We start from the raw sequence: 25,131 nt of genomic DNA on the forward strand, positions 1-25,131 counted from the left end.
TCCCAACGGCATCGGCCCGCGCGACGTCGGCACCACCGACGCCCGCTCCAACGCCATCGGCGGCTCGACCTACGTCGGCGGCACCCTCGAGATCCAGTTCCCGCTCCCCTACGTGCCGCGCGATCTCGGCCTGAAGGGCGCGGTCTTCGCCGACGCCGGCACGCTGTTCGGCTATCACGGCCGCACCACGTTCGACGTGAACGGCGACAACTTCATCAACGGCACCGCGCCCGGCGGCGCGTGCAACTTCAACGCCTTCAATATCGGCGTCGAGCCGGAATGCGTGAACGTCCGCGACAAGGCCGTCATCCGCTCGTCGGTCGGCGCCTCGATCCTGTGGAACTCGCCGCTCGGCCCGATCCGCTTCGACTACGCCTACGCCCTGAGCAAGGACGAGGGTCTGAAGGTGTTCGTCCCGACGCTCGGCAAGTACGGCCACATCGGCGCGGACCAGACGCAGGCGTTCCGCTTCTCCGGCGGCTCGCGGTTCTGATCCGAGAAAAAAGGTCGCGCGCCGCCTCGGGTTTCCCGGGGAGGCGCGTTGTCGTGCATGCCTGATCCCGTCTTCTTCATCCCGCAGCCCGGTCTCACCCTCGGCCTCGTCGCCGAGGCGGCCGGCCTGCCCGTGCCCGAGGGCTTCGATCCGGCGCACCGGATCGACGGCGCCGCGCCGCTCGAGACCGCGGGGCCGCGCGACCTCGCCTACATGGACAACGCCCGCTACGGCGACGCGCTCGCCGCGACCCGGGCCGGCATCTGCCTCGTCGCCCCGCGCTTTTCCGCGCGCGTGCCCGCCGGCACCGCGAGCCTCGTCCTGCGCGATCCCTACCGCGTCTACGCGGTGCTGCTCGGCCGGCTGCACCCGGATGCGCTTCGCCCGGGCTCGCAGTTCGGCGCCCGCGGCATCGCGCCCGGCGCCCACGTCCACCCCGATGCGCGCCTCGAGGACGGCGTCACGGTCGATCCCGGCGCCGTCGTCGGCCCCGGCGCCGAGATCGGCGCGGGCACGGTGATCGGCCCCGGGGCCGGCATCGGACCCAACGTGCGGATCGGGCGGGACTGCGCGATCGGCGCCGGCGCCACCCTGAGCCATGCGCTCGTCGGCAACCGCGTCATCGTCCATCCCGGCGCCCGGATCGGCCAGGACGGGTTCGGCTTCCACATGGGGGCGACCCACCTCAAGGTGCCGCAGGTCGGCCGCGTCATCGTGCAGGACGACGTCGAGATCGGCGCCAACACCACGGTGGACCGCGGCGCCTCGCGCGACACGGTGATCGGCGAGGGCACCAAGATCGACAACCTCGTGCAGATCGCCCACAACGTGGTGATCGGCCGCCACTGCGTGATCGTCTCGGGCGTCGGCATCTCCGGCTCGACGACGCTCGAGGACTACGTCGTGCTCGGCGGGCAGGTCGGCGTCGTCGGCCATCTGCGCATCGGCCGCGGCTCGCAGATCGCCGGCTCCTCCAACGTCAACCGCGACGTGCCGCCCGGCAGCCGCTGGGGCGGCACGCCGGCCAAGCCGGTCCGCGCCTGGTTCCGCGAGCTGACGACGCTCGCCCGCCTGGCCGAGCGCTCGGGCCGGGACGAGCCGGCGGACAAGGGCTGATCGAAAGGGCCGATCGATCCGGCCCGTGCGCCCGCCGCGCTTGCGTCGGGGCGCCGTTTGGGTCGAAAGGACGGGGATCGGTGACGACGGGCGTGCGCGGATGCGCGGCGTCGAGGCGAGGATCGAAGAGATCGATGAGTGAGACGGCGCGTGAACTCGGCTCGGCCGACATCCAGAAGGTGCTCGAGCTGCTGCCGCACCGCTACCCGTTCCTGATGATCGACCGGATCATCGAGATCGACGGCGACGAGAGCTGCATCGGGATCAAGAACGTCACCGTCAACGAGCCGCAATTCACCGGGCATTTCCCGAACATGCCGGTGTTTCCCGGCGTGCTGCTGATCGAGGGCATGGCCCAGACGGCGGGCGCGATCTGCTGCCGGCACATCATGCAGAGCAACGTGCAGACCAAGCAGGTGTTCTTCATGACGATCGACAAGTGCAAGTTCCGCAAGCCGGTGGTGCCGGGCGACCAGGTCCGCTTCCACATGACGAAGACCAACCATCGCAAGACGATGTGGTGGTTCCGCGGAGAGGCGCGCGTCGACGGCGCCCTCGTGGCGGAGGCCGAGATCGGGGCCATGCTGGTGACGGCGTGAGCGCGCCCGCGATCCATCCGAGCGCGATCGTCGAGGACGGCGCCGAGATCGGCGACGGCTGCCGCATCGGCCCGTTCTGCCATGTCGGCCCGCAGGTGGTGCTCGGCGTCGATTGCGAGCTCGTCAGCCACGCGGTCGTCGCGGGCGACACCCGCATCGGCGCCCGCACCCGGATCTATCCCTTCGCCTCGATCGGCCACCCGCCGCAGGACCTGAAATACAAGGGCGAGCCCTCGACGCTGCGGATCGGCGCCGACTGCCTGATCCGCGAGGGCGTCACCATGAACCCCGGCACCGCGGGCGGCGGCCTGGAGACGGTGGTCGGCGACAAGTGCGCCTTCCTCGCCAACGCCCATGTCGGGCATGATTGCCACGTCGGCAGCGGGGTGATCTTCTCCAACAACGTCATGCTGGCCGGCCATTGCAGCGTCGGCGACTACGCTATTCTCGGCGGCGGCGCGGCGGTGATCCAGTTCGCCCGCGTCGGCGCGCACGCCTTCGTCGGCGGCCTGTCGGGGCTGGAGAACGACTGCATCCCCTACGGCATGGTGCTCGGCAACCGCGCCTACCTCGCCGGCCTCAACATCGTCGGCCTGCAGCGTCGGGGCTTCGCGCGCGAGGACATCCATGCGCTGCGCCGCGCCTACCGCCTGCTCTTCGCCCCCGAGGGGACGCTGATGGAGCGGGTCGAGGACGTGGCCTCGGAATTCGAGAGCCACCCGGCGGTGCGCGAGATCCTCGATTTCATCCGCGCCGGCGGCAAGCGCTCGATCTGCACGCCGCGCGAGACGGCGGCTTCCGGCGGCGGCGCCTGAGGCCGCCGATGTCGGCTCCTCGGCCCGCACGGCCGGACGCCAGGCTGGTGCTGGTCGCGGGCGCCGGGCGTCTGCCCGAGCAGGTCGCCCACTCCCTCGACCGTGCCGGCCGCGCCTTCAAGGTGCTGGCGCTGCGCGGGTTCACCGACCGCCCCTTGCGCGCGCGGGCCGACGCCACCGTCGACCTCCTCGATATCGGCGAGACCCTGCGCATCCTCGCGGGCTGGGGGCCGGCGACCATCGTGCCGGCCGGCGGCGTCGCCCGGCCGAGCCCGGCCGCGATCCTCAACGCTGCTGCCGCGTTCCGCAACCGGGTCGCCCTGCGCAATCTCGCCGATGGCGGCGACGACCGGCTGCTCCGCGGTGCCCTCGCGCTGCTCGAGGAGAACGGCCACACCGTGTGCGGCGTCCACGAGGTCGCCCCGGACCTGCTCAGCCCCGCCGGCCCGATCGGCCGCCACGCGCCGGACGCGGCCGGCGCGGCCTCGATCGCCACCGGCCGCGCGCTGCTGGCCGCCCTCTCGGCCTTCGATGTCGGCCAGGCGGTGGTGGTCGCGGCCGACCGCGTGCTCGCCGTCGAGGGCCCCGAGGGCACCGACCGCATGCTCGCCCGCGCCCGCACCGTCGGGCGCAAGCCGTGGGACCTCAGGCTCTGGGGCCGCGAGCGGGCGCTGCCCGCGACCGTGCTGGTGAAGTGCGCCAAGGACGACCAGGATCTCCGCATCGACCTGCCGGCGATCGGCCCGCGGACGGTCCGCAACGCGTCGGCCGCCGGCTGCGTCGGGCTCGCGGTCGAGGCCGGGCGCACGCTGCTGATCGACCGGGCGGAGACGATCGCCGAGGCCGACCGGCTCGGCCTCTTCCTGATCGGCATAGGGGTCGGCGCATGAAGATCTGGCTCGTCGCGGGCGAGGATTCCGGCGACCAGCTCGGCGCCAAGCTGATGGCGTCGCTGCACGAGGCCGCGGGCCGCCCGGTGACCTTCGGCGGCGTCGGCGGCGAGGCGATGACGGCGCGCGGCCTGACCTCGCTCTTCCCCCTCGATGACGTGGCGGTGATGGGCTACCTGCCGGTGCTGGCGCGGCTGCGCACGCTCCTGCGTCGCATTCGCCAGACGGTGGACGACGTGGTCGCCAACCGCCCGGACGTGCTCGTGATCATCGACAGCCCCGGCTTCACCCACGCGGTCGCCTCGCGGGTGCGCAAGCGTGCGCCCGAGATCCCGATCGTCGACTACGTCTCGCCGAGCGTGTGGGCGTGGCGGCCGTGGCGGGCGGCCTCGATGCGGGGCTTCGTCGACCACGTGCTCGCCCTGCTGCCGTTCGAGCCGGAGGCGCACCTGCGGCTCAACGGGCCGCCCTGCACCTATGTCGGGCATCCGCTGATCGAGCGGTTCTCCGAGCTGCGGCCGGACGCCGCCGACGCGGCGTCGCGGGAGGCCGTGCCGTGGCGCGTGGTGGTGCTGCCGGGCTCGCGCCGATCCGAGATCGAGCGGCTGATGCCGGTCTTCGGCCGCACCTTGGCGCGCATGGCGCGGGACGTCGGGCCGATCGAGGCGGTGCTGCCGGCGGTCACCCGTCATCGCGCCTTGATCGAGCGCATGGCCAAGGCCTGGAGCGCCCCCGTGCGCATCGTCGCGGGCGAGGCCGAGAAGTACGCCGCCTTCCGCCAGGCGCGGGCCGCGCTCGCCGCCTCCGGCACCGTGACGCTGGAGCTGGCGCTCGCCGGCGTGCCGATGGTGGTGGCCTACAAGGTCTCGCGTGTCGAGGAGGCGGTGGCCCGGCGCCTGATCCAGGTGCCGACGATCGTGCTGCCGAACCTGATCCTCGGCGAGAACGCGATGCCGGAATTCGTGCAGGCCGAGTGCACCGAGGACCGCCTCGCCACGGCGCTCGCCCCCCTGGTCACCGGCGGCGCCGCGCGGGACCGCCAGCTCGCGGCCCTGCAGCGCATCGACGGCCTGATGCGGCTGCCGGGCGACGAGGCCCCGAGCCGCAGCGCGGCGCGGGTGGTGCTGGCTGCGATCAGAACCTGAGGCTTCGGATCGTCGGGCTGCCGTCATTCCGGGGCGCCGCAGGCGAGCCCGGAATCCAGAGCCGCCGGCGATGCCTGCCGAAGGGCGGCCTGCGGTTCAGGATCCCGGGCTCTGCCTCGCAGCCCCGCAATGACGGGCGCGGGTCTTTGGCGACCGAGAGGCCCAGTGCGCCGCCGGCAGATCCATCATCTGCCGACGGCGCTCAAAAGGCGCCTCAGCCGCGGTCGTTGATGCCGACGTAGTCGCGCTTGGTCGGGCCGACGTAGAGCTGGCGCGGGCGACCGATCTTCTGCGAGGGGTCCTCGATCATCTCGGCCCACTGCGCGATCCAGCCGACGGTGCGTGCCACCGCGAACAACACCGTGAACATGTCGGTCGGGAAGCCCATCGCCTTGAGGGTGATGCCCGAGTAGAAATCGATGTTTGGGTAGAGCTTCTTCTCGATGAAGTACTCGTCCTTGAGCGCGATCTCCTCGAGCTTCATCGCGACCTCGAGCAGCGGGTCGTCGTGCTTGCCGAGCTCCTTCAGCACCTCGTGGGTGGTCTTCTGCATGATCCGCGCGCGCGGATCGTAGTTCTTGTAGACCCGGTGGCCGAAGCCCATCAGGCGGAAGGGATCGTTCTTGTCCTTGGCCTTGGCGACGTACTGGTCGACGCGGTCCGGCGTGCCGATCTCCATCAGCATCTTCAGCGCCGCCTCGTTGGCGCCGCCATGCGCCGGGCCCCACAGGCAGGCGACGCCGGCCGCGATGCAGGCGAACGGGTTCGCGCCGGAGGAGCCGGCGAGCCGCACCGTCGAGGTCGAGGCGTTCTGCTCGTGGTCGGCGTGCAGGATGAAGATCTTGTCCAGCGCCTTGGCGAAGATCGGGTTGATCTGGTACTCCTCGCACGGGACGGCATAGCACATCCGCAGGAAGTTCGAGGTGTAGTCGAGGTCGTTCTTCGGGTACACGAACGGCTGGCCGATCGAGTACTTGTAGGCCATCGCCGCCAGCGTCGGCATCTTGGCGATCATGCGCATCGACGCGATCATGCGCTGGCTCTCGTCCGTGATGTCGGTCGAGTCGTGGTAGAAGGCCGAGAGCGCGCCGACGGAGGCCACCATCACCGCCATCGGGTGGGCGTCGCGGCGGAAGCCGGTGAAGAACCGGTTCATCTGGTCGTGCACCATGGTGTGGCGCGTGACGCGGTAGTCGAAGTCGGCCTTCTGGCCCGGCGTCGGCAGCTCGCCGAACAACATCAGGTAGCAGGTCTCGAGGAAGTCGCCCTGCTCGGCGAGCTGCTCGATCGGGTAGCCGCGATAGAGCAGAACGCCCTCGTCGCCGTCGATGTAGGTGATCTTCGATTCGCACGAGGCGGTCGAGGTGAAGCCCGGATCGAAGGTGAAGGCGCCGGTCTGGGCGTAGAGCTTGCCGATGTCGACGACGTCGGGGCCGATCGTGCCGCTCTTGACGGGCAGAGAGATCTGCTTGCCGTCCACGGTGATGGTGCTGGCTGCGCTCATGGAACGTGGACCCTTTCCTGGCAACGAATCGAAGCCGGCCCAGGCTGCGCTCCGCGCCGCCCGGGACCCGAAGTCACCGGCATTTTGCTGCAGGTGCTCACAAGCCCATCGGGTTAGCGGATCGGCCGAGCGCCAGCAACGGGGCGGATGACAACCACGTCGAGACGCCAAGCGAAAACCGGGCCGCGCGTGCGCTGCGGCGGCGGTCTCAACCCTTCGTGATGCCGTCGCCGAGACGGGCGAGGCTCTCCGCGCGTCCCAGCACCGCCATCACGTCGAACAGCGGCGGCGAGGTCGTGCGCCCGGTCAGCGCCGCGCGCAGCGGCTGGGCGACCTGCCCGAGCTTCAGGCCGGCGGTCTCCGCGAAGTGCCGCACGGCCGCTTCCGTCGCGGCGGCGTTCCAGTCGGGCAGGGCTTCCAGCGCCGGCAGGATCGCGGCGAGCCGCCCGCGCGCCTCGTCGGTGAGGAGGGCGGAAGCCTTCTCGTCCGGCACCAGCGGCCGCGCGGCGGTGAGATAGTAGGCGCTGTCGAGCAGCTCGATCAGGGTCTTGGCCCGCTCCTTCAGCCCCGGCATCGCCGCGACGAGCTTTTCGCGAAGGGCCGGCGCGAGCGGTGCCGAGAGGCCGCGCTCCGGGCCGACGTTCGGCAGGATGCGCTCGATCGCGTCGACGAGGTCGGCGTCCGCCGCGCCGCGGATGTAGAGGCCGTTGAGGTTCTCGAGCTTGGCGAAGTCGAACCGCGCCGGCGAGCGGCCGATCGCCTTCAGGTCGAAGGCCGCCACCATCTCCTCGGTCGAGAACACCTCCTGGTCGCCGTGGCTCCAGCCGAGGCGGACGAGGTAGTTGCGGAGCGCGGCCGGCAGGTAGCCGAGGTCGCGGTAGGCGTCGACGCCGAGCGCGCCGTGGCGCTTGGACAGCTTGGCCCCGTCCGCCCCGTGGATCAGCGGGATGTGCGCCATCTTCGGCACCTCCCATCCGAGCGCCGAGAAGATCTGGCTCTGGCGCGCGGCGTTGGTGAGGTGGTCGTCGCCGCGGATCACCTGGGTGACGCCCATGTCGTGGTCGTCGACGACGACGGCGAGCATGTAGGTCGGGTTGCCGTCCGAGCGCAGCAGCACGAGGTCGTCGAGGTCGCGGTTGGCCCAGGTGACGCGGCCCTGCACCGCGTCGTCGACGATCGTTTCGCCCTCGCTCGGGGCGCGCAGCCGGATCACCGGCTTCACCCCGGCCGGTGCCTCGGACGGGTCGCGGTCGCGCCAGCGCCCGTCGTAGCGCAGCGGCTTGCCCGCCGCCCGGGCCTGCTCGCGCATCTGCGTCAGCTCCTCCGGCGTGGCGTAGCAGCGATAGGCGTTGCCCGAGGCGAGCAGGCTCTCGGCGACCTCGCGGTGGCGCTCGGCGCGGGCGTACTGGAACACCACGTCGCCGTCCCAATCGAGCCCGAGCCAGCTCATCCCGTCGAGGATCGCGTCGATTGCCCCTTGCGTCGAGCGCTCGCGGTCGGTGTCCTCGATGCGCAGCAGCATCCGGCCGCCCATCCGGCGGGCGTAGAGCCAGTTGAACAGCGCCGTGCGGGCGCCCCCGATATGGAGGTAGCCCGTGGGCGAGGGCGCGAAGCGCGTGACGACGGGTGACGACATCGGACGATGGATCTTCTGGTGACGGGGCTGAAGGAGCACCCTGAACGCGGCCGCGGCACGGATCGGCCGATCCGGTTGCGCGCGTCTAGATCGCTCTGCGACGGAGGGAAAGGCGGTTCGTCGTCCCCGACGACGCACGGAAGCTGGGGACCTGCGCCCGGACCCGGCCCGGACGGCTCTAGCACGCCCTCGCGGATGCGTTAAGAATCGGGTCGGCGCAGCCGTTTCGCGCCGACCGGTGTGCCGATCATGGCGCGGGACATCGCACGATCGACGGGACGGGCCGTCGCCACGTCGGCATCAGGCCGCTCCCTGTCGCCCGCCGTGCTCGGGCCGGCCGTGCGCGGCTGGGTCGTCGGCGGGCTCGCGATCGAGGCCGAGCGGCGGCGGCTGTTTCCCTGGCTCGCGGTCGCCTTCGGCGCCGGCATCCTCGCGTTCTTCACCGCCACCGACGGCATGCCCTCGCTCTGGGCGCCCCTCGTCGCGGCCGGCGCCTGCGCCGCGACCCTGCCGTTCCTCGGTGCCCGGCCCGCGGCGCTGGCCGTCGCCCTCGGGCTGATGGCGGCGCTCCTCGGCTTCGCGGCGAGCGCCCTGCGGGTCGCGCAGGTGGCGGCGCCGGTGCTGACCCGCACCATCATCGCGCCGCTCGAAGGCCTGATCGAATCGCTGGAGGAGCGTGAGGAGGGCGCCCGCCTGGTGGTGCGGGTCGCGAGCCTCGGCACGATGGCGGCGGCCGAGCGGCCGGTCCGGGTGCGCGTCTCGTTCAAGAAGGCGCCGCCGCTGCGGCCGGGCGACTTCATCGCCGCCACCGCCCGCCTGCTGCCGCCCCCCGAGGCGGCCCGCCCCGGCGGCTACGATTTCGCCCGCGACGCCTACTTCCGCGGGATCGGCGCGGTCGGCTCGCTCCTCGGCAAGATCGCGGTGAAGCCGCCGCCCGAGCCGGTGCCGTGGTCGCTCCGGCTCGCGGCCGCCGTGGACGATGCCCGCAACGCGCTGACCCGCAGGATCACCGACGCCAACGGCGGTCAGGCGGTCGCCGTCGCCGCCGCCCTGGTGACCGGCAAGCGCGGGTTGATCGCGCTGGCCACCAACGACACGCTGCGGGCGGCGGGGATCTACCACGTGATCACGAACTTGCGTGTCTGCCGGCATTTAGACGCCGTCAGGGCGATGTGCCACGGGCCAGGGCACGACGGCCTGGCCCGGGCGCGTGGAACTCCACCGCGGTGCCTTTCCGAATAGGCGTTCGTCCAGCTGCGGTCGAGTTCGGATCGGGTATCGGATGACGCTTCCCGCTACCTCGCATCGGAACGACCGCGGCCTCCTGCACCCGCCTGTCCTCGTCCGTCGAGGGCGGACCGTTCGTCATGCCCCAGCGCGAAGCGGTCGAGGGCTGAGTGACGGATCGCAGGGACCCCGGTCCTGGGTCATGCCCGGGGCGGGGGCAACGATCTTCCCGATGACACCGATGATGCCGACCGGCGATGTGCCGGGTATTGCCCGACGCATCGTTTGGGGCGTTGGCACCCATGCGTGGATGCGAGGCGGCCGTCGATGCCCTTCGAACGAGGCGAGCCATCATGACCCAGTTCGAGCAGCGGCAGATGGCGCAGGTCGTGGCAGGCCTCGCCGAGGGCGTGATCCTGATCGAGCCCGACCATACCATCGCCTACGCCAACGCCGCCGCCCTCGCGATGCATGGGGTCACCGAGCTCGGCGAGCTCGGCGCCACCGTCGCCGAGTACCGGACCAACTTCATCCTGCACTACCGCAACCATCGCGAGGTCGGACCGCTGCAGCATCCGGTCGAGCGCATCCTGGCCGGCGAGGCGTTTCGCGACGCGGTGGTCGAGATCCACCACTTCCGGGATCCCGCGAGGACGTGGACGCACCGGATGCGGGGCCTCGTGACGACGGACGATGCAGGCGCGCCGACCGGCCTTGCCCTGCTGATGCAGGACGCCAGCGACCATTACGAGGCCGAGGAGCGGTTCGAGTGCATGTTCGGGGCGAACCCCGCCCCGGCCGTGGTGTGCCGGTTGTCGGACCTGCGTTACGTCAAGGTCAACCAGGGCTTCGTCGAGCTCACCGGCTACGCCCGCGAACAGATCATCGGCCGGACCTTCACCGAGGTCGACCTTCTCGGCCAGGGCGAGCGCCGCGCCTCCGCGGTCGAGCACCTCCATGCCGGAACCACCATCCGCCAGCGGGAGGCGTGCCTCTCGGTGCCGTCCGACGCCGAGAAGTACGTCATCGTCGCCGGCCATCCCATCGAGATGCCGGGCGGCGAGCGCTGCATGCTGTTCACCTTCGCCGACCTGGAGGACCGACGGAAGGCCGAGGCCGAACTGCGGCTGAGCGAGGAGCGCTTCGCCAAGGCGTTCGAGCTCAGCCCGATCCCGACGGCGCTGTTGAGCTCCGACGCGAAGGTCCCGACCAGCGTCAACGAGGCCTACGCCGCAGCCTTCGGGAACGCCGCGGACGCCACTTCCGTGCCCTGGGCCGAGGAGGCGGAACGGACCCGCTTCAAGCGTGAGCTCCAGCGCTACGGCAGGGTCCGCGCCTTCGAGGGGCAGCTACGGACGCGCGACGGCGACGTGCTCGACTGCCTCGTCTCCGCCGAGAAGGTCACCGTCAACGGCGGCGAGGGGCTTCTCTGCGCCGTCCAGGACATCTCGTCGAGGAAACGGACCGAGACCGAACTCATCTCGGCCATCGAATCCGTCATGGCGGACGCGTCGTGGTTCAGCCACGGCGTCATCGAGAAGCTCGCGCTGCTGCGCAACCCTCCCAGGCCGGGCAAGCCGCAGGAGATGGCCGAGAGGCTCACGACCCGCGAGGGCGACATGCTGGAGGGCATCTGCCGCGGAGACACCGACGAGGAGATCTCCAAGGCGCTCGGGGTCTCGCTGAGCACGGTGCGCAACCACGTCGCGAGCCTGTACCGCAAGATCGGGGTCAACCGACGCAGCGCCGTGGTCGTCTGGGCCAGGGAGCGGGGGATCGGCGAGAAGACGTCGATTGAGCACTACGGTAAAAATGCAACGCGAAAACCGGGTCGAAAACACTAAGCGACCTAATCTGAAATACTTTTATGTAAATCTCCGGAACATCGCACCGATAGAAGTATTCGGTGGGTGTAGCTCTGCTCGATCCGGGCATCTCGAAGACGGCTAGGCCGGACGGAGAGGTGTGGGGGATGGACAAGGACCGGAAGGTTCTGTCGAGCGATCATGCCCGTGCTCTGATCAAGCAGGCCATCGGCATGATCTTCGGGGACGCCAAGGTCGAGGCGGAGGCCACGACCGAGATCGTCGCGATCAAGGCGCGGCACGCCACGACGAAGACCAAGGCCAATCAAACCCGCAGACCATCGAGGTCGTAGCGGCCGAACCAACTCGCCTTCGAGACCAATCCCAGCCCGCGCAGGCCCTGCGTCGGGACCCTTCCGCACGCCAAGTTAATGGAGCCCGCCATGTCCCTCCTCGCCTGGATCGTCCTCGGCCTGATCGCCGGCTTCATCGGCAGCAAGATCGTCAACAACACGGGGCAGGGCCTCGTCGTTGACATCCTGCTCGGCATCGTCGGCGCCGTCGTCGGCGGCTTCCTGTTCAACCAGTTCGGACAGCCCGGCGTGTCGGGGCTGAACCTCTACAGCATCCTCGTCGCCATCGTCGGCGCCGTGATCGTGCTGTGGCTCTACCACACCCTCATGGGCCGCCGCCGGGTCCTCTGACCCCGCGCCGCCCTTCGAGCTCCCCTTCCGAACCCAGACCCAGGAAAAGCACCATGGCCACCGTCAACGAGCCCACGCCCGCATCCCCCGGACGCCCGATACCGGACCGCACCGTCGTCGACCGGGACCTGCCCCGGACCACCCTGGTCACGCCGGCCGAGGACATGCGCACGATGATGCTGCACTCCGTCTCCTGGGGGGCGGTCCTGGCCGGAGCCACGGTGGCCCTGATATCGCAGGTCATCCTCAACATGCTCGGCCTCGGCATCGGCCTGTCGACGGTCGATCCGATGGGCGACGGCACCCCGGCGGCGAGCTCGCTCGGGATCGGCGCGGGCCTGTGGTTCGTGATCTCCGGCGTCCTTGCCGCGGCGGCAGGCGGCTACTTCGCCGGCAGGCTCTCGGGCAAGCCGTCGACCTCGACGGCCGGCTACCACGGCCTCCTCGCCTGGGCGGTCTCCACCCTCGTGGTTCTCTACATGCTGTCGTCGGCCGCCAGCGGCGTCGTCAGCGGCGCCCTCGGCACCGCCTCCTCGGCCATCGGTGGCGTCGGCAACGCGATGGGCGGCTCCGTCTCGACCCTGGCGCAGGCGGCAGCCCCGTCGCTGACCAAGGTCACCGACCCGTTCGCGAACATCGAGTCCGGCGTCCGCAACGGCACCGGTTCCGATCCGGCCGCGCTGAAGGACACCGCTGTGACCGCCATGCGCGCCGCCGTCTCGGGTGACGGCGCCCAGCAGGCCGCCGCGCAGGAGAAGGCCGCCGTGGCCCTCTCCAAGGCGCAGAACATCCCGGTCGAGCAGGCCCGGACCCAGGTCGCGCAGTACACCCAGCAGTTCAAGGAGACCGTCGCCTCGGCCAAGGAGCAGTCGAAGCAGATCGCCGACGCCACCGCGCGCCGTGTGTCCCAGGGCGCGCTGTTCGGGGCCCTCGCGCTGATCTTCGGGGCGCTCGCCTCCTTCTTCGCCGGCCGCGGTTCGGCCGTCGATCCGACCGTCACCCGCACCGCCCCGAACACCCTGACGCCGGGTCGGGCATGAGCGTCGGCGACCCCGCCGCGACCGAGCCCCACGGGCTCGGGACGCCCTCAGGCCCCGCGGCGGAGGTCGCCGTCGGCGAGGAGGCGGTCCTCCCGCTGATCGAGGAGACCGCGCGCATCGAAAAGCGTGCGGTCGAGACCGGGCGGGTCCGGGTCTCGACCCGGACCGAGACCATCGACCAGGTCCTGCGCGAGACCCTGCGCAGCGACATGGTCGGGGTGACCCGGGTGCCGGTCAACCGGACCCTCGCCGCGGGCGAGGCGCCCCCGGTGGTCAGGACGGAGGCCGGGGTGACCATCATCCCGGTGCTGGAAGAGATCCTCGTCGTCGAGAAGCGCCTCGTCCTGAAGGAGGAGGTGCACATCCGCCAGACCACGGCTGGCGAGGACGTCGAGATGCCGGTGACGCTGCGCAGGCAGCACGCCGTGATCGAACGCGTGTCCCCCGAGGGGCACGTCACGGAACAGGCCATCACGCACCCGTCACAGGAGCCGACATCATGACCCAGACCATCACCGCCATGTACGACACCCACCCCGAGGCGGTCGCCGCCCAGGGCAAGCTCGTCGCCCTCGGCATTCCCGCCGGCGCGATCAAGCTCATCTCCGGCACCCAGGCCGGCACGACCGGAACCACGACCAAGGCCGACGAAGGCATGTGGGGTTCGATCAAGGACTTCTTCATGCCGGAGGAGGACCGCCACGCCTACGGCGAGGGCCTGCACCGCGGCGGCACGATGCTGAGCGCCGAGGTCGACGACGCGCACGTCCACGCAGCCTCCGATATCCTGGAGGAGCATGGTTCGGTCGATCTCGACGAGCGCGAGGCCGCCTGGCGCAAGGAAGGCTGGAACGGTCGTGCGACCGGTTCCACCACCGGGACCGCCCCGGTTGCCGCCGCAGCCCTCGGCGAGGCTGCGATGTCATCCGGTCACGCCGCCACGACCCGCGACACCGGCCTGCACGCCGCCGGATCGTCCGAGGCCGTCTCCGCCCGCGGCACCGCCACCGGGACCGATTACATCCCCGTGGTCGAGGAGCGCCTCAACGTCGGCAAGCGCATGGTCGACGCCGGCCGGGTCCGGGTTCGGTCCTATGCCGTCGAGAAGGACGTCAGCGAGAACGTCACCCTCCACGACGAGACGGTGAGCGTCGACCGTCGCGTCGTCGACCGCGCCGTCACCCCGGGCGACATGGCTCTGTTCGAGGACAAGGTCATCGAGGCGACCGAGATGCGCGAGCAGGCGGTCGTGTCGAAGGACGCCCGCGTCGTCGGCGAGGTCGGCATCCGCAAGGATGCGGCCCAGCGCGTCGAGACCGTGACCGACAAGGTCCGCCACACCGAGGTCGAGGTCGAGGACGGTCGCGGCACCGTCAGCCGTACCGGAACCGCCGGCACCACCACGGAAACCACCCCGCGCAAGCCTCTCTGAAGCGATCACGTCCGGGACCGGTTCGAGCCGGTCCCGGCTCCGTACGATTCCATGTCCACCCTCAGCGAAAGCCCCGTCGCCGTGTCCAAGCTCAGCCACCTCGTCGCGTTCGCGGCCCTCGCATCGTCATGCGTTCCGCTCGGCGCGCAGGCACGGGAGGTGACCGGCTCCAGGGCATCGCTGAAGCCGTTCTGCTCGGCCGACTACGTCCGTCTCTGCGACGGCCTCGACCTGAACGGACCCGAGGTCGTCGCCTGCTTCCGCAGGAACGCCCGGGAGGTCTCGCCCGGCTGCCGGGCGGCCATCTCCGATTACGCCCAGACGGCACCCGAACGGTCCGCCGCCTCCCGGTAGCGGTTGCCTGCCTTCCCGGTCCGCCCCCGATCCGATCCCGTAGGAAACCCCATGAAGATCCTCACCAACCTGACCGTCGCGACGGCGATGACGCTCCTCGGCGCTGGCGTCGCCTCGGCCAAGCCCTGCGCCGTCGGGACCACCACGGACAGCACCGGCCAGAAGGGCTCGGCCGACGTTTCCTCAAAGGTCGACGGCGACGCGACCGCGAAGGTTTCGCCGGGCGCCAAGGCGGAATCCCCCGGGACGGTCGGGGCGATGAACAACGTCGGCTCGAATGCGGCGCCCTCGGCCAACGAGGCGAAGCCGCCCGAGGGCAAGGTGGTGAAGCCCGGCGACGACGATTGCTGATCGCCCCGACGACCCATCGCACCGGAATGGAGACATCCAATGAGTGACGGCTTCCCCTCGATGACGGCGCTGCTCGGCCTGTTGGCCGTGGCGAGCTTCCAGAACCGGGACAAGATCCAGGAGATGCTCGGCGGAGCCGGCCACGGTGGTCCCGCAAGCGCAGGCGCGCCCGCAGGACAGGGCGGCGCCGCGGGACAGGGTGGTATCGGCGGCCTCCTCGGTAATCTCGGAGGCGCCCTCGGGGGTGCCGGTGCCGGTGGCCTGCTCAGCGGCGGCCTTGGCCAGCTGGTCGACCGCTTCCGCGAGAACGGCCACGGCGAGGCGGCCGACTCCTGGGTGAACCACGGGCCGAACGCCGAGATGAAGCCCGATCACCTGAGGTCGGCCATCGGTCCCGACGTCCTCGATACGCTGTCGCGGCAGACCGGCCTCTCGCACGACGACCTGCTGTCAAGGCTCTCGCGCGAGCTGCCCTCCGCGGTCGACCGCTACACCCCCGACGGCAGGCTGCCGTCCTCGGTCGCCGGCATGCCGGGCTGAGGAACCAACCGGTCGATCCCGCAGGTATCGAAGCCGCGGAACCGACCGGCCACCACGTTCGCATCGGGGCCTGCAAGACCCGTCACGGGAGGGACAGATGTCAGGAAGCGCGCACGCCAGGGCCGCCGAACACCACGAGGCAGCGGCCAAGTCACACCAGAAGGCCGCCCGACACCTCGACGACGGCAATGAGGAGAAGGCCGCCAAGCACGCCTCGAAGGCCGACGACCGGGCGAAGAAGGCCAACCAAAGCTCGATCAAGGCGCGACCCAGGAAGGCCGTGTCGAAGAAGTAGCCAGCCCCATGGTGTCGGCCCGAAGCGCGCTTGCCGCGGGCCGGCCCAACCCTGAACCGAACGGAGATTGACCAATGGACGAGAACCGCATCACCGGCGCCGCCAAGGAACTCGGCGGCAAGGTCCAAGGCGCAGTCGGCGACGTCACCGGCGACCGCGAGACCCAGGCCAAGGGTACGGCCAACGAGGTCAAGGGCGCCGCCGAGAACCTCGTCGGCCAGGCCAAGGACGCCGTGCGCGACGTTGCCGGGCAGGCGGGCGACCTCGCCGACAAGGCGATCAACAGGGGCCGCGACGCATTTCCCGAGGCCGAGCGCGCCTACCGCCAGGGTGGCGATGCAGTCGCGCAGTATGCCAAGGAGTCCCCGCTGATGCTGGCGGCCATGGCCGGAGCCGTCGGATACTTGCTCGCCATGGTGATCCACGGCCGTCGCTGAACGGTCGCCGTCCGGGGCTAGGCTGACGATGGGCGTGGTCACCGACCGGGGACGAGACGATGGGATTCTCCGATGCCACCCCGGCGAACGCTGATCCATGACGGGTCGAACGAGGACCGCTGGTACCTATGCCGCGGCGGCGACCCAACCGATGTGTACGTCTTCCACGAGCCGAACGGGCCATCCGGCGGGAGACCGTCCCGCATCGAGCTCGCGGCTTTCCTCGCCGCGGCGAAGGGATCCCCCGAGCACCGGGCCCTCCTCGGTATGATCGGTTCCCTCGTGGGGACTGGTCGTGCCGATCTCGCATCGGGCAGTCCCACCCCCGAGCCGGGGGCCGCCGGTGCCGAACCGACCCCTGGCGAGGCTGCCTCGCCGATCTGATCCTTTCCCTCCAACGCCCGCGAGACCCCCATGGCCATCGACTACCGTTCCGAACTCCGCAGGCCGATCCCGTTCAGCCTCGCCGTCGTGGCGGCGGTCCTCCTGGTCTGGCTCGTCGTCGCCTCCATCGCCGGTGCCCGGCAGAGGACAGCGAGGGACCACCGCATCCAGGACTTGGAGACGCGGCAGGTCTCGCTGCAATCGGACCTCGATCAGCAAAGGGCGGCGGCGGGTACCCTCGACGGGCTCAAGGCGAGGATCGCATCGGCCCAGCAGCAGGAACGGGACGTCACCCAGGCCGCGGAACAGGCCAAGGCGACAGCCGTGAGCCTGGCGACGGAACAGCAGGCGGCCGAGCGCAAGGCAGGCGAGGCCAAGGCCACCGCGGAAGCCGAGACGACCAAGCTCACCGCGCTGCAGGCTCAGGTCACCCAGGCGGAGCAGAGGCTCGCGCCGATGAAGGAGGCCACCACCGCGGCCGAGCAGGCGGCGACCGCCCGGACCAAGGAACTGGCCGACGTCGGCCGCCGGCTGGAGGAGACGCGCCAGCAGGAGGCGAAGCTGCGGGCCGACATCGCCGCCATGTCCCAGGAGGCGACCGCCAAGACCGCGGACCTCGCCAAGGCCGAGGAGAGCCAGCAGAAGGCCCGCGACGGTTCCGCGGCCGCGCAGAAGGACCTCGCCGATGCCCGCACCGCCACCGAGCAGGCGACGAGGCGGAAGGCCGAACTGGATCAGGCAATCGCCGGCCTGACGGCGAGCCGCGAGAAGCTGACGAGCGACGTCTCCCAGGCCGGCCAACAGGTGCAGCAGGCCAAGGATAGCTTGGCGGCGGCCCAGAAGGAGCTGGCCACGGCGCAGTCCGAGCGGGACCGGGTCATCTCCGAGCGGAGCCAGGCCGAGCAGGCGGTCCAGAAGCTGGCAGCCGACCGCGACGGTGCGGCCTCGGGGGTGGAGGCGCTGCAGAGGAAGCAGGCCGACGCCCAGGCGCAGTTGGCGACCCTGACCGAGACGGTGGCCACCCGGAACAAGGAGATGGCCGCCCTTGAGGACCGTCTCGGGACGACCCGGCAGGAGCTTGCCGCGACCCAGGCCAAGCTCGCCGAGGCGCGACAGCAGCTCTCGGACCAGCCTCCGGCCATGACGGTGCATCCTGCCCAGGTCCAGCCGACGGCTCCTACCGTCGCACCAAAATCGGAGTGAGCTTCCAGATGTCAGCCTGTGTCTGAAGCATCATCGGAGTCTGTCTTCCGCTAGAAGAGTTCGTCCATCACACGGGACTTGGACGGTCCCGTGTGATGGACGATCCCAAGGCATCGAGCGCGCCCGCGCGACCTATCTAGCTGCGGGCCAGGATGGGCGCGACACTTGCGACGGGACTGAAACCGACTCGACCATCGTAGGTTCTCTCCCTGTCGGCGGGATCGAGGATTGCATTCGCTCCGGACGGTGGGTCACCGGATTTCGGTGCCCCCGGGCAAGGGGTGCAACGGCGTTGCGTGACGAAAACGGGTCGGGCGGGATCGACCTGAGGCTGCTGAAGGCCGCCGTGGAGGCGACCGGAGAGGCCATCCTGATCACCACGGCCGAGCTCGACGAGCCTGGACCACGTATCGAGTACGCCAACGCCGCCTTCGTGCGCCTGAGCGGTTACCCGCTGGACGAGGTCATTGGCCGGAGCCCGCGTTTCCTGCAGGGGCCAAGGACCGAACGCAGCGAGCTCGACCGGGCACGTGCATCGCTCGACGCCGGTGAGGCATTCCAAGGCGAGACGCTGAACTACCGTAAGGATGGCTCGACCTACATGGTCGAGTGGCTGATCACGCCCGTCCGGGAGAGCGATGGACGGATCACCCACTGGGTCTCGGCCCAGCGCGACGTCACCGAACGCCGGGCCTTCGAGGACCGCCAGGCGATGATGGTGCGCGAGCTCCACCACCGCGTGAAGAACACCCTGGCGACCGTCCAGGCCGTCCTGAACGCAACCATGCGGTCGTCGGTGACGATGGCGGAGTTCGGCCGGGCCTTCACCGGCCGCATCGTCTCCCTCGCCCGGACCCACGCGCTCATCACCGAGGATCAGGCGCAGGTCGCCTCGTTCGAGGGCCTTCTGAGGGCCGAGCTCGATCCCTACAACGAGAACGGTCGCATCACCCTTCGGGGACCGACGGTGAGGCTGGCGTCCGAGCTCGCCGTGCCAATCGGCATGGCACTGCACGAGCTGACCACCAACGCGCTTCGTCATGGAGCCCTGGCCCATCAGGATGGCCGGGTCACGGTGACGTGGACTGTCGAGGATCGTGCGGACGCCAAGCATCTGTCATGGGTCTGGAACGAGCACGACGGGCCGCCGCCTTCGCTGCCGACCCGTGAAGGCTTCGGCATGAGGCTGATCAACAAAATCCTCGCTGCGCAGACCGGTGCCGAGGTCGATGTCGAGGCGGACGCCGACGGGCTTCGGATCAGCATCGGGATACCGCTGCGGAGCCCCTGATGGTGTTCCACACGGCCGACAGATACAAAAACCTCTATGTGATTGCCCGTGGCAGTGGAATCTTCCTTGACCGGAACGATTCCGGTCGCCTGAGCCTAACCTTCCCATGGATCGCGCAACGATGAGCGACGAGGAGGTCGAACGCCTACACGCCCTCGGCCGCTACCGGCTGCTGGACACGCCGCGAGAGCAGGACTTCGACGAGATCGCCGAGGCCGCCGCCGAACTTTGCGAAACGCCCATCGCGGTGGTCAACCTCGTCGGCGACGGGCGCCAGTTCTTCAAGGCCGAGGTCGGCCTGGGCGTTCGCGAGACGCCACTTGAGACGTCCTTCTGCCGCCAGGCCCTCCTCCACGAGGAATTCCTCGTCGTCCCGGACGCGAGCCGCGACCCGCGCTTCGAGGGCAATCCGCTCGTCACGGGCGATCCCGGCCTACGCTTCTATGCGGGAGCCCTGCTGAGAACCGCCGAGGGCCAGCCCATCGGCACGGTCTGCGTCCTCGACACCAAGCCGCACGACCTGACCGAACGTCAGCGCAGGGGCCTTATGCGCCTCGCCCGACAGACCATGGCGCACATGGAGCTTCGCCGCGCGCTTCGCGAACAGGCCGAGCAGCGCCTCCTCCACGAGCGCATCCTCGACAGCGCCACGGACTACGCCATCGTGGCGACCGATCCCGAGGGACGCGTCACGCGCTGGAACAACGGCGCCGAGCGCATCCTCGGGTGGACGGAAGCCGAGATGCTGGGCCGGCCGGTCGATGCGTTCTTCACGCCCGAGGATCGTACGGGCGGACGGCCAGAGACCGGGATGCGCCTGGCGAGGGAGACCGGCAGCGCCCCCGACGAGCGCTGGCACCTGCGCAAGGACGGCACCCGGTTCTGGGCCAACGGCGAGACGATGCCGTTGAGGTCGGACGGCGGCGAGCTTCTCGGCTTCCTCAAGATCCTCCGGGACCGCACCGGGGAGCGCGAGGCCGGGGCTGCACTGCAGGCCAGCGAATTGCGCTACCGCTCGCTCGTCGAGGTCAGCCCGCAGGTGGTCTGGTTCGCCGACGCCGACGGGGACGTCACCTACTGCAACGCCTACTGGTACGACTACACCGGCCTGCCGGCCGGCGAGACCGGCGAGGCCAGCTGGATGGGCGTGATCCACCCCGACCACCGCGAGGCGACCCGCGAGGCATGGATCGCGGCGGCGGGAAGGGGGAGGCCCTACGAGGTCGAGTTCCCGCTGCGCCGGGCAGACGGCGAGTACCGTTGGTTCCTTTCCCGCGCCCATCCCATCCGGGACGAGGACGGAACCCTTCGCAGCTGGATCGGCACCTCGCTCGACATCCATGACCGCAGGCAGGCGGAAGAGGATTTGCGTCGGGCGCGGGAGCAATTGCGTCTGGCCGTCGACGCGACGGGCACGGGCATCTTCGACTACGACCTCGTCGCCGATGTCCTGAACTGGGATATTCGCACCCGCTCGTTCTTCGGCCTGGGCCCGAACGAGACGGTCAACCTTGAGGTCTACCTCGCCCGTCTGCATCCCGACGACCGCGACCGATGCGACCAGGCCGTCGAGGCCGCGCTCGATCCGACTGGCAGCGGCACCTACGACATCACGTACCGCACCATCGATCCGGAAAGCGGGATCGAGCGCTGGGTGTCCGCCAGGGGCCAGACGCTGTTCGAAGGCGACCGACCGATGCGCCTCATCGGCACGGCGCGCGACGTCACCGAGGGCCGGAAGGCGGAGCAGGTCCTGCGGGAGACCGAGGAACGCTACCGCTTGGCCGCACGCGCGACCAACGATGCGATCTGGGATTGGGACCTGACCACCAATCACGTTCTCTGGAACGAGGCGCTCCAGGTCGCCCACGGGCACCCGCCGGAGACGGTCGAGCCCACCGGCGACTGGTGGATCGACCATATCCATCCCGACGACCGAGCCAGCATCAGTGCCTCGATCCACGCGGTCATCGACCGGATCGGCACGACTTGGACCGACGAGTACCGCTTCCGCCGGGCCGACGGCTCCTACGCCGACATCCTCGACCGCGGCTACGTCATCCGAAACGATCAGGGACGTGCCGTACGGATGATCGGAGCGATGTTCGACATCAGCGAACGCAAGCGTGCCGAGGAGCACCAGCGCCTGCTGACCGGCGAGCTCCAGCACCGGGTCAAGAACACCCTCGCCATGGTCCAGGCGATTGCCAGCCAGACGTTCCGCAACGCCGTCGACATCGAGTCCGCCCGCGAGGCGTTCTCCGCCCGCCTGATCTCGCTCGGGCGGGCGCACGATATCCTGACCCAATCCAGCTGGACCCAGGCACCCATCGCCGACGTCGTGGACGGAGCGCTGACCGTTCACCGGGGAGAGGCGTCGTCGCGCATTCGGTCGAGCGGTCCGAACGTGGCCCTCTCCGCCAAGGCGGCCCTCGCGCTGGCTCTCGCGCTGCACGAGCTCGCCACCAACGCGGCCAAGTATGGCGCACTGTCCAACGAGGTCGGCACGGTCGACCTCCGCTGGCACGTCGTCCACCAGGGCGACGCACCGCGTTTCTGCCTGACCTGGTCCGAGCAGGGCGGTCCGCCGATCCTGGCGCAGCCGACGCGCCGGGGCTTCGGCTCGCGGTTGATCGAACGCAGCTTCGCGGCCGAGGTCGGGGGCGAGGTCAGGCTGACCTATGCGCCGACCGGCCTGACCTGCCGTCTGGAGGCGTCCCTGGCCTCCATGCAGGAAGCGGGCGACGAGGCGGCGGCCTGACTGCAACGGCCGGGGCGGGTTAGGCGTCCGCGCTTCGTTTCCTTCCGCGGCCTCCTCGAAGTCAGATCGCCGCGTCGGGATACTCTTCCGGAACGGGGTAAGACCCAGGGCATTGGCCCGACGATCCGACGGAGGAGACCATGACGGAGAAGAAGGGCCACGGCAGCGAGACGGCCAAGAAGGCCAACGCCAAGGCGAGCCACGAGGGCAAATCGAACCCGCGCACCTCTTCCTCGGCACAGGCCGAATTGGGCAAGAAGGGCGGCAAGTCCAAGTCCTAAGCGCCGCGACGACCGAGCCTGACACAACGTCCGACTGGGCCTGTGCCCGGGGCCAAACTCTACGCTGGTGCAGTTTCCGACACCGCCCATCAACCAGGAGACAAGCGATGGCCAAGGAAGATCACGAGGCGACCTACAAGGAGTTCAAGGAGGTCGTGAACATGACGGCCTCGGCATTGGATAAGTTTCTGAAGGGCGAGGACAGCCAGTCGGTCGGCCAGAAGAAGGACGGCGGCGAGGCCACAGGCCACCAGGAGGGCCGACGCATCGTCGAGATGCTGAACACGAAGAAGTCCGACCTGTCGGACGACGATTACGCACACATGCGCAAGGTCGTCGGCTACGTCCATCGCCATCTCAAGCAAGGCGGTCCGAAGGACAAGGACGAGGTGCGGGAGTCGCCCTGGCGGCTGTCGCTGATGAACTGGGGGCATGACCCGATGAAGGAGGCCTGAGACCCGACGATCAGGCAACGGAACCACCCCCGGGCCGAGCCGTCGGTCCGGTCGTTGTGACCGACAGCGGAGTTTCAGCCCAAAAAGCGGGTAGCTTGGACCCTCACGATAGGAAATTCCTGCCCAAGCGCACATCCCCCAATTTTGGGAGGAAAAGTGACGGCGTCATCGCGGGATGCTTCTCAGTGCGGTGTGACGATCAGCGGGCCGCCCCCACGGTGCGGCTCGCCTGCATTTCGATACTTCCATTCCGGCCTACCTTTGGGCGCTGATTTTTTGGAAATCGAGTGGCGGCAGGAACCGGCGAGATGGACGTAACCTGATGTCCGCCTACGGATCGGGCGGGTCACCGTAGCCGTTCAGAGGAGCCGGCCTAGTTAGGTGACCGTGTCCCGGAGCGCGACGGGGGTAACTAGGCTCAGGACGAAGCCATCGATGTCATTGACGAAGCGGATCGTCGGCCTGGTCGTGCTGGCGTTGATCCCGGCATTGGCCGTCCAGGGCTACAACGAGTACGCGCTTCGTACCGCCCGCGCCGAGGCGGTCCGAAACGAGGCGATGCGTGCGGCCCGGAGCGTGGCCGCCGACCTGGGGCAGTTCGGCCGCGGGGCGCGGCAGGTTCTCGGCATCCTCGCCGGCCTGTCCGAGATACGCGGCAAAGATGCACGGGCCTGTACGGCGTACCTCGCTACCCTCGTCAACCAGGTACCCGGGTCCTTCTTCTTCGGCGTCGCCGACGCGGACGGGCGCATCCGCTGCAACACCCTCGGGACCCCCGTCGGGGCCTACACGGTGGCCGACCGGTCCTACTTCCAGGACGCAATGCGCACCGGCGGGTTCGCCATCGGGACGGTCGTGTCCGGGCGGGTCACCGGCCGGCCGACGATCCAGTTCGCGCAAGCCATCGCGGACGACGACGGCGACGGTCGGCCCGACGGCATCGTGATCACCAGCATCGATCTGTCCTACCTGGCGTCGAGGCAGGCCACCGCCGGGCTACCGCCCGAGGCCGCGCTGACGGTCGCGGACCGACAGGGCACGATCCTGCTCCGGCTACCGGACCATGAAGCCTGGGCGGGCAAGCCGCTTCCCCCAAACCTATGGAAGGGGCTGACGGACCATCGTGGCAAGGTCGCCGACCTGCCCGGCCTGCTCGGCGACACGCGCATCACGGCGGTGACCGGGGCATCGCCCGAGGACCTGGACTCAGTCACGGTGGCGGTGGGCCTGTCTCCCGCCAGGGCGTTCGCCGACATCGACGCTGCGACCCGGCGCGGTGTCGTACTCATCGGCCTCGGTGCGATCCTGGCGGTCGCGGCCGCACTCATGGCCGGACGTGCCTTCATCCGCAGGCCCGTGCGGCGACTGCTCGCGGCAGCCAGCGCATGGCGCGCCGGGGAGTTGGGCGCGCGCACTGGGATCACCGGGACCGGAGAGTTCGGTCAGCTCGGCGAGGCGTTCGACGCCATGGCCGCCTCGCTGCAGAGGCACGAGGGAGAGTTGCGCGACGAGGTCGCCCGCAGCCACGTCATGCAGGAAAGGCAGACGATGATGCTGCACGAGCTGAACCATCGCGTCCGCAACACACTGACCACCGTGCAGTCGCTGGCGCGGCAGACCCGCTGCGACGACGATAGGGGCGAGCGGCTGGAGGGACGCATCCTCTCCCTGTCCAAGACCCACGACCTGCTCTCGCGTGACGACTGGGGCGGCGCCTCGTTGCGCACCGTCCTGGAGAACGAGCTCGCACCCTTCCGGGACGATCAGGCCCATCGCTTCGGCCTGCAGGGTGCCGACATCGACCTGTTGCCGCGCTACGTCCTGGCGCTCGGGATGACGGTGCACGAGCTCACGACCAACGCGGCCAAGTACGGGGCGCTCTCGACCGAGGCGGGGCGGGTGGACGTCGCCTGGAACGTGATCGTCGCCGAGAGCGGCGCGAGGCGGCTCGCGATGGAGTGGCGGGAGAGCGGGGGGCCGGCTGTGCAGGAGCCGAGCAAGCGCGGCTTCGGCACCCGCCTCATCACGGGCGGGGTCAGCCGAGAGCTCGGCGGCAGCGTCCGGCTCGACTTCGCCGCCGAGGGACTGCGCTGCTCCCTCGACGTTCCCCTCGACGGGCCGGACCGCTTCACATCGTTCAGCGAGGTCGCCGGCACGCGACCGTTCGGCACGGCATGAACGACCGAGGGCCTCTCCATCGAGCGGCGACGTCCTGTCGGCAGACCCCGTGAGGCGTCGAGGCGGGACGGACCCCTGGAATACCATTGAAGGCCGAAGCGAATGGGAGCAGACCGCTCCGACGCCGGCACGGACCCGGAATGGCAGCAAGAGGAACGGTGGACGAGGAATGTTCGGACGGGGCGATCAGGTGGA

Annotated in this window: 25 protein-coding genes and 1 pseudogene; 24 read left to right on the top strand and 2 right to left on the bottom strand. The window is 69.9% G+C overall.

The window, feature by feature from the left end:
* The 6 genes from MKK70_RS28100 to lpxB all read left to right on the top strand — a co-directional run.
* On the top strand, positions 1–493 hold a 493-nt coding region (locus tag MKK70_RS28100), incomplete at its 5' end, for a BamA/TamA family outer membrane protein (protein ID WP_243951259.1).
* A gap of 57 nt (positions 494–550) precedes the next feature.
* The gene (gene lpxD / locus MKK70_RS28105) at positions 551–1,609 is read left to right on the top strand and encodes a UDP-3-O-(3-hydroxymyristoyl)glucosamine N-acyltransferase (RefSeq protein WP_147728016.1); all 1,059 of its coding nucleotides are present in this window, start codon (positions 551–553) and stop codon (positions 1,607–1,609) included.
* 134 nt (positions 1,610–1,743) lie between these two features.
* A complete protein-coding gene (gene fabZ, locus MKK70_RS28110; protein ID WP_147728017.1) occupies positions 1,744–2,208 on the top strand; it encodes a 3-hydroxyacyl-ACP dehydratase FabZ in 465 nt (154 codons plus the stop codon).
* Positions 2,205–3,023 (top strand): acyl-ACP--UDP-N-acetylglucosamine O-acyltransferase, encoded by an 819-nt coding sequence (lpxA, locus tag MKK70_RS28115; protein WP_147728018.1) that lies wholly within the window; start codon positions 2,205–2,207, stop codon positions 3,021–3,023. The genes fabZ and lpxA overlap by 4 nt, the downstream gene beginning before the upstream one ends.
* 8 nt (positions 3,024–3,031) lie before the next feature.
* Positions 3,032–3,913 carry an LpxI family protein gene (locus MKK70_RS28120; protein ID WP_243933110.1) on the top strand — a complete coding sequence of 294 codons (882 nt, stop codon included), beginning with the start codon at positions 3,032–3,034 and terminating at the stop codon, positions 3,911–3,913.
* A complete protein-coding gene (gene lpxB / locus MKK70_RS28125; protein ID WP_147728522.1) occupies positions 3,910–5,058 on the top strand; it encodes a lipid-A-disaccharide synthase in 1,149 nt (382 codons plus the stop codon). Before MKK70_RS28120 ends, lpxB begins: the two co-directional genes overlap by 4 nt.
* A gap of 214 nt (positions 5,059–5,272) precedes the next feature.
* Here the strand turns inward: lpxB and gltA are convergent, their stop codons facing one another.
* Both gltA and gltX read right to left on the bottom strand, forming a co-directional pair.
* Positions 5,273–6,562 carry a citrate synthase gene (gene gltA, locus MKK70_RS28130; RefSeq protein WP_147844312.1) on the bottom strand — a complete coding sequence of 430 codons (1,290 nt, stop codon included), beginning with the start codon at positions 6,560–6,562 and terminating at the stop codon, positions 5,273–5,275.
* 208 nt (positions 6,563–6,770) lie between these two features.
* Positions 6,771–8,198 carry a glutamate--tRNA ligase gene (gene gltX / locus MKK70_RS28135; protein ID WP_243951260.1) on the bottom strand — a complete coding sequence of 476 codons (1,428 nt, stop codon included), beginning with the start codon at positions 8,196–8,198 and terminating at the stop codon, positions 6,771–6,773.
* A gap of 249 nt (positions 8,199–8,447) precedes the next feature.
* Here gltX and MKK70_RS28140 point away from each other — a divergent pair.
* From MKK70_RS28140 to MKK70_RS28225, 18 genes and pseudogenes are all read left to right on the top strand, one after another.
* Positions 8,448–9,329, top strand: a pseudogene (locus tag MKK70_RS28140) (ComEC/Rec2 family competence protein); the annotation flags it as partial.
* Between the two features lie 449 nt (positions 9,330–9,778).
* Positions 9,779–11,269 (top strand): helix-turn-helix transcriptional regulator, encoded by a 1,491-nt coding sequence (locus MKK70_RS28145; protein WP_243951262.1) that lies wholly within the window; start codon positions 9,779–9,781, stop codon positions 11,267–11,269.
* Between the two features lie 128 nt (positions 11,270–11,397).
* Positions 11,398–11,583 carry a hypothetical protein gene (locus tag MKK70_RS28150; RefSeq protein WP_243951263.1) on the top strand — a complete coding sequence of 62 codons (186 nt, stop codon included), beginning with the start codon at positions 11,398–11,400 and terminating at the stop codon, positions 11,581–11,583.
* A gap of 90 nt (positions 11,584–11,673) precedes the next feature.
* Positions 11,674–11,934: a GlsB/YeaQ/YmgE family stress response membrane protein gene (locus MKK70_RS28155; protein WP_243951265.1), complete on the top strand. Its 261-nt coding sequence runs from the start codon at positions 11,674–11,676 to the stop codon at positions 11,932–11,934.
* A 53-nt stretch (positions 11,935–11,987) separates the two neighbouring features.
* Positions 11,988–12,974: a PhnA-like protein gene (locus MKK70_RS28160; RefSeq protein ID WP_243951267.1), complete on the top strand. Its 987-nt coding sequence runs from the start codon at positions 11,988–11,990 to the stop codon at positions 12,972–12,974.
* The gene (locus MKK70_RS28165; protein WP_243951269.1) at positions 12,971–13,477 is read left to right on the top strand and encodes a YsnF/AvaK domain-containing protein; all 507 of its coding nucleotides are present in this window, start codon (positions 12,971–12,973) and stop codon (positions 13,475–13,477) included. Before MKK70_RS28160 ends, MKK70_RS28165 begins: the two co-directional genes overlap by 4 nt.
* The gene (locus MKK70_RS28170; protein WP_243951271.1) at positions 13,474–14,406 is read left to right on the top strand and encodes a YsnF/AvaK domain-containing protein; all 933 of its coding nucleotides are present in this window, start codon (positions 13,474–13,476) and stop codon (positions 14,404–14,406) included. The genes MKK70_RS28165 and MKK70_RS28170 overlap by 4 nt, the downstream gene beginning before the upstream one ends.
* Before the next feature lie 51 nt (positions 14,407–14,457).
* The gene (locus MKK70_RS28175; protein WP_243951273.1) at positions 14,458–14,760 is read left to right on the top strand and encodes a hypothetical protein; all 303 of its coding nucleotides are present in this window, start codon (positions 14,458–14,460) and stop codon (positions 14,758–14,760) included.
* Between the two features lie 51 nt (positions 14,761–14,811).
* The gene (locus MKK70_RS28180) at positions 14,812–15,111 is read left to right on the top strand and encodes a hypothetical protein (RefSeq protein ID WP_243951275.1); all 300 of its coding nucleotides are present in this window, start codon (positions 14,812–14,814) and stop codon (positions 15,109–15,111) included.
* Between the two features lie 39 nt (positions 15,112–15,150).
* Positions 15,151–15,651 (top strand): YidB family protein, encoded by a 501-nt coding sequence (locus MKK70_RS28185; protein WP_243951277.1) that lies wholly within the window; start codon positions 15,151–15,153, stop codon positions 15,649–15,651.
* Between the two features lie 97 nt (positions 15,652–15,748).
* Complete coding sequence (locus MKK70_RS28190; RefSeq protein WP_243951278.1) at positions 15,749–15,946, top strand: hypothetical protein; 198 nt, start codon at positions 15,749–15,751, stop codon at positions 15,944–15,946.
* Positions 15,947–16,020: 74 nt separating this feature from the next.
* Positions 16,021–16,383, top strand: coding sequence for a CsbD family protein (locus MKK70_RS28195; RefSeq protein ID WP_243951280.1), 363 nt, complete (start codon positions 16,021–16,023; stop codon positions 16,381–16,383).
* A gap of 414 nt (positions 16,384–16,797) precedes the next feature.
* Positions 16,798–17,970, top strand: coding sequence for a chromosome partitioning protein ParA (locus MKK70_RS28200; protein ID WP_243951282.1), 1,173 nt, complete (start codon positions 16,798–16,800; stop codon positions 17,968–17,970).
* 292 nt (positions 17,971–18,262) lie between these two features.
* Complete coding sequence (locus MKK70_RS28205) at positions 18,263–19,261, top strand: HWE histidine kinase domain-containing protein (RefSeq protein WP_279603837.1); 999 nt, start codon at positions 18,263–18,265, stop codon at positions 19,259–19,261.
* Between the two features lie 121 nt (positions 19,262–19,382).
* Positions 19,383–22,022 (top strand): PAS domain S-box protein, encoded by a 2,640-nt coding sequence (locus MKK70_RS28210; RefSeq protein ID WP_243951286.1) that lies wholly within the window; start codon positions 19,383–19,385, stop codon positions 22,020–22,022.
* A 140-nt stretch (positions 22,023–22,162) separates the two neighbouring features.
* The gene (locus MKK70_RS28215) at positions 22,163–22,303 is read left to right on the top strand and encodes a hypothetical protein (RefSeq protein ID WP_243951288.1); all 141 of its coding nucleotides are present in this window, start codon (positions 22,163–22,165) and stop codon (positions 22,301–22,303) included.
* Between the two features lie 107 nt (positions 22,304–22,410).
* Positions 22,411–22,758, top strand: a complete 348-nt coding sequence (locus MKK70_RS28220; protein WP_243951290.1) for a DUF3140 domain-containing protein — start codon at positions 22,411–22,413, stop codon at positions 22,756–22,758.
* 435 nt (positions 22,759–23,193) lie between these two features.
* Positions 23,194–24,936, top strand: a complete 1,743-nt coding sequence (locus MKK70_RS28225) for an HWE histidine kinase domain-containing protein (RefSeq protein ID WP_243951292.1) — start codon at positions 23,194–23,196, stop codon at positions 24,934–24,936.
* Positions 24,937–25,131 lie beyond the last annotated feature (195 nt).

This window comes from Methylobacterium sp. E-041 (assembly GCF_022829665.1).
Lineage (GTDB): Bacteria > Pseudomonadota > Alphaproteobacteria > Rhizobiales > Beijerinckiaceae > Methylobacterium.

Bases quoted from the DNA above. Each gene is read 5' to 3' on its own strand.
- MKK70_RS28210 (WP_243951286.1), top strand. From the start codon at position 19,383: ATGAGCGACGAGGAGGTCGAACGCCTACACGCCCTCGGCCGCTACCGG.
- MKK70_RS28225 (WP_243951292.1), top strand. From the start codon at position 23,194: ATGTCATTGACGAAGCGGATCGTCGGCCTGGTCGTGCTGGCGTTGATC.
- fabZ (WP_147728017.1), top strand. From the start codon at position 1,744: ATGAGTGAGACGGCGCGTGAACTCGGCTCGGCCGACATCCAGAAGGTG.
- MKK70_RS28165 (WP_243951269.1), top strand. From the start codon at position 12,971: ATGAGCGTCGGCGACCCCGCCGCGACCGAGCCCCACGGGCTCGGGACG.
- lpxD (WP_147728016.1), top strand. From the start codon at position 551: ATGCCTGATCCCGTCTTCTTCATCCCGCAGCCCGGTCTCACCCTCGGC.
- MKK70_RS28175 (WP_243951273.1), top strand. From the start codon at position 14,458: ATGTCCACCCTCAGCGAAAGCCCCGTCGCCGTGTCCAAGCTCAGCCAC.
- MKK70_RS28180 (WP_243951275.1), top strand. From the start codon at position 14,812: ATGAAGATCCTCACCAACCTGACCGTCGCGACGGCGATGACGCTCCTC.
- MKK70_RS28155 (WP_243951265.1), top strand. From the start codon at position 11,674: ATGTCCCTCCTCGCCTGGATCGTCCTCGGCCTGATCGCCGGCTTCATC.
- MKK70_RS28215 (WP_243951288.1), top strand. From the start codon at position 22,163: ATGACGGAGAAGAAGGGCCACGGCAGCGAGACGGCCAAGAAGGCCAAC.
- MKK70_RS28145 (WP_243951262.1), top strand. From the start codon at position 9,779: ATGACCCAGTTCGAGCAGCGGCAGATGGCGCAGGTCGTGGCAGGCCTC.
- MKK70_RS28150 (WP_243951263.1), top strand. From the start codon at position 11,398: ATGGACAAGGACCGGAAGGTTCTGTCGAGCGATCATGCCCGTGCTCTG.
- lpxB (WP_147728522.1), top strand. From the start codon at position 3,910: ATGAAGATCTGGCTCGTCGCGGGCGAGGATTCCGGCGACCAGCTCGGC.
- MKK70_RS28195 (WP_243951280.1), top strand. From the start codon at position 16,021: ATGGACGAGAACCGCATCACCGGCGCCGCCAAGGAACTCGGCGGCAAG.
- gltA (WP_147844312.1), bottom strand. From the start codon at position 6,562: ATGAGCGCAGCCAGCACCATCACCGTGGACGGCAAGCAGATCTCTCTG.
- MKK70_RS28170 (WP_243951271.1), top strand. From the start codon at position 13,474: ATGACCCAGACCATCACCGCCATGTACGACACCCACCCCGAGGCGGTC.
- MKK70_RS28190 (WP_243951278.1), top strand. From the start codon at position 15,749: ATGTCAGGAAGCGCGCACGCCAGGGCCGCCGAACACCACGAGGCAGCG.
- MKK70_RS28200 (WP_243951282.1), top strand. From the start codon at position 16,798: ATGGCCATCGACTACCGTTCCGAACTCCGCAGGCCGATCCCGTTCAGC.
- MKK70_RS28160 (WP_243951267.1), top strand. From the start codon at position 11,988: ATGGCCACCGTCAACGAGCCCACGCCCGCATCCCCCGGACGCCCGATA.
- MKK70_RS28120 (WP_243933110.1), top strand. From the start codon at position 3,032: ATGTCGGCTCCTCGGCCCGCACGGCCGGACGCCAGGCTGGTGCTGGTC.
- MKK70_RS28185 (WP_243951277.1), top strand. From the start codon at position 15,151: ATGAGTGACGGCTTCCCCTCGATGACGGCGCTGCTCGGCCTGTTGGCC.
- MKK70_RS28220 (WP_243951290.1), top strand. From the start codon at position 22,411: ATGGCCAAGGAAGATCACGAGGCGACCTACAAGGAGTTCAAGGAGGTC.
- gltX (WP_243951260.1), bottom strand. From the start codon at position 8,198: ATGTCGTCACCCGTCGTCACGCGCTTCGCGCCCTCGCCCACGGGCTAC.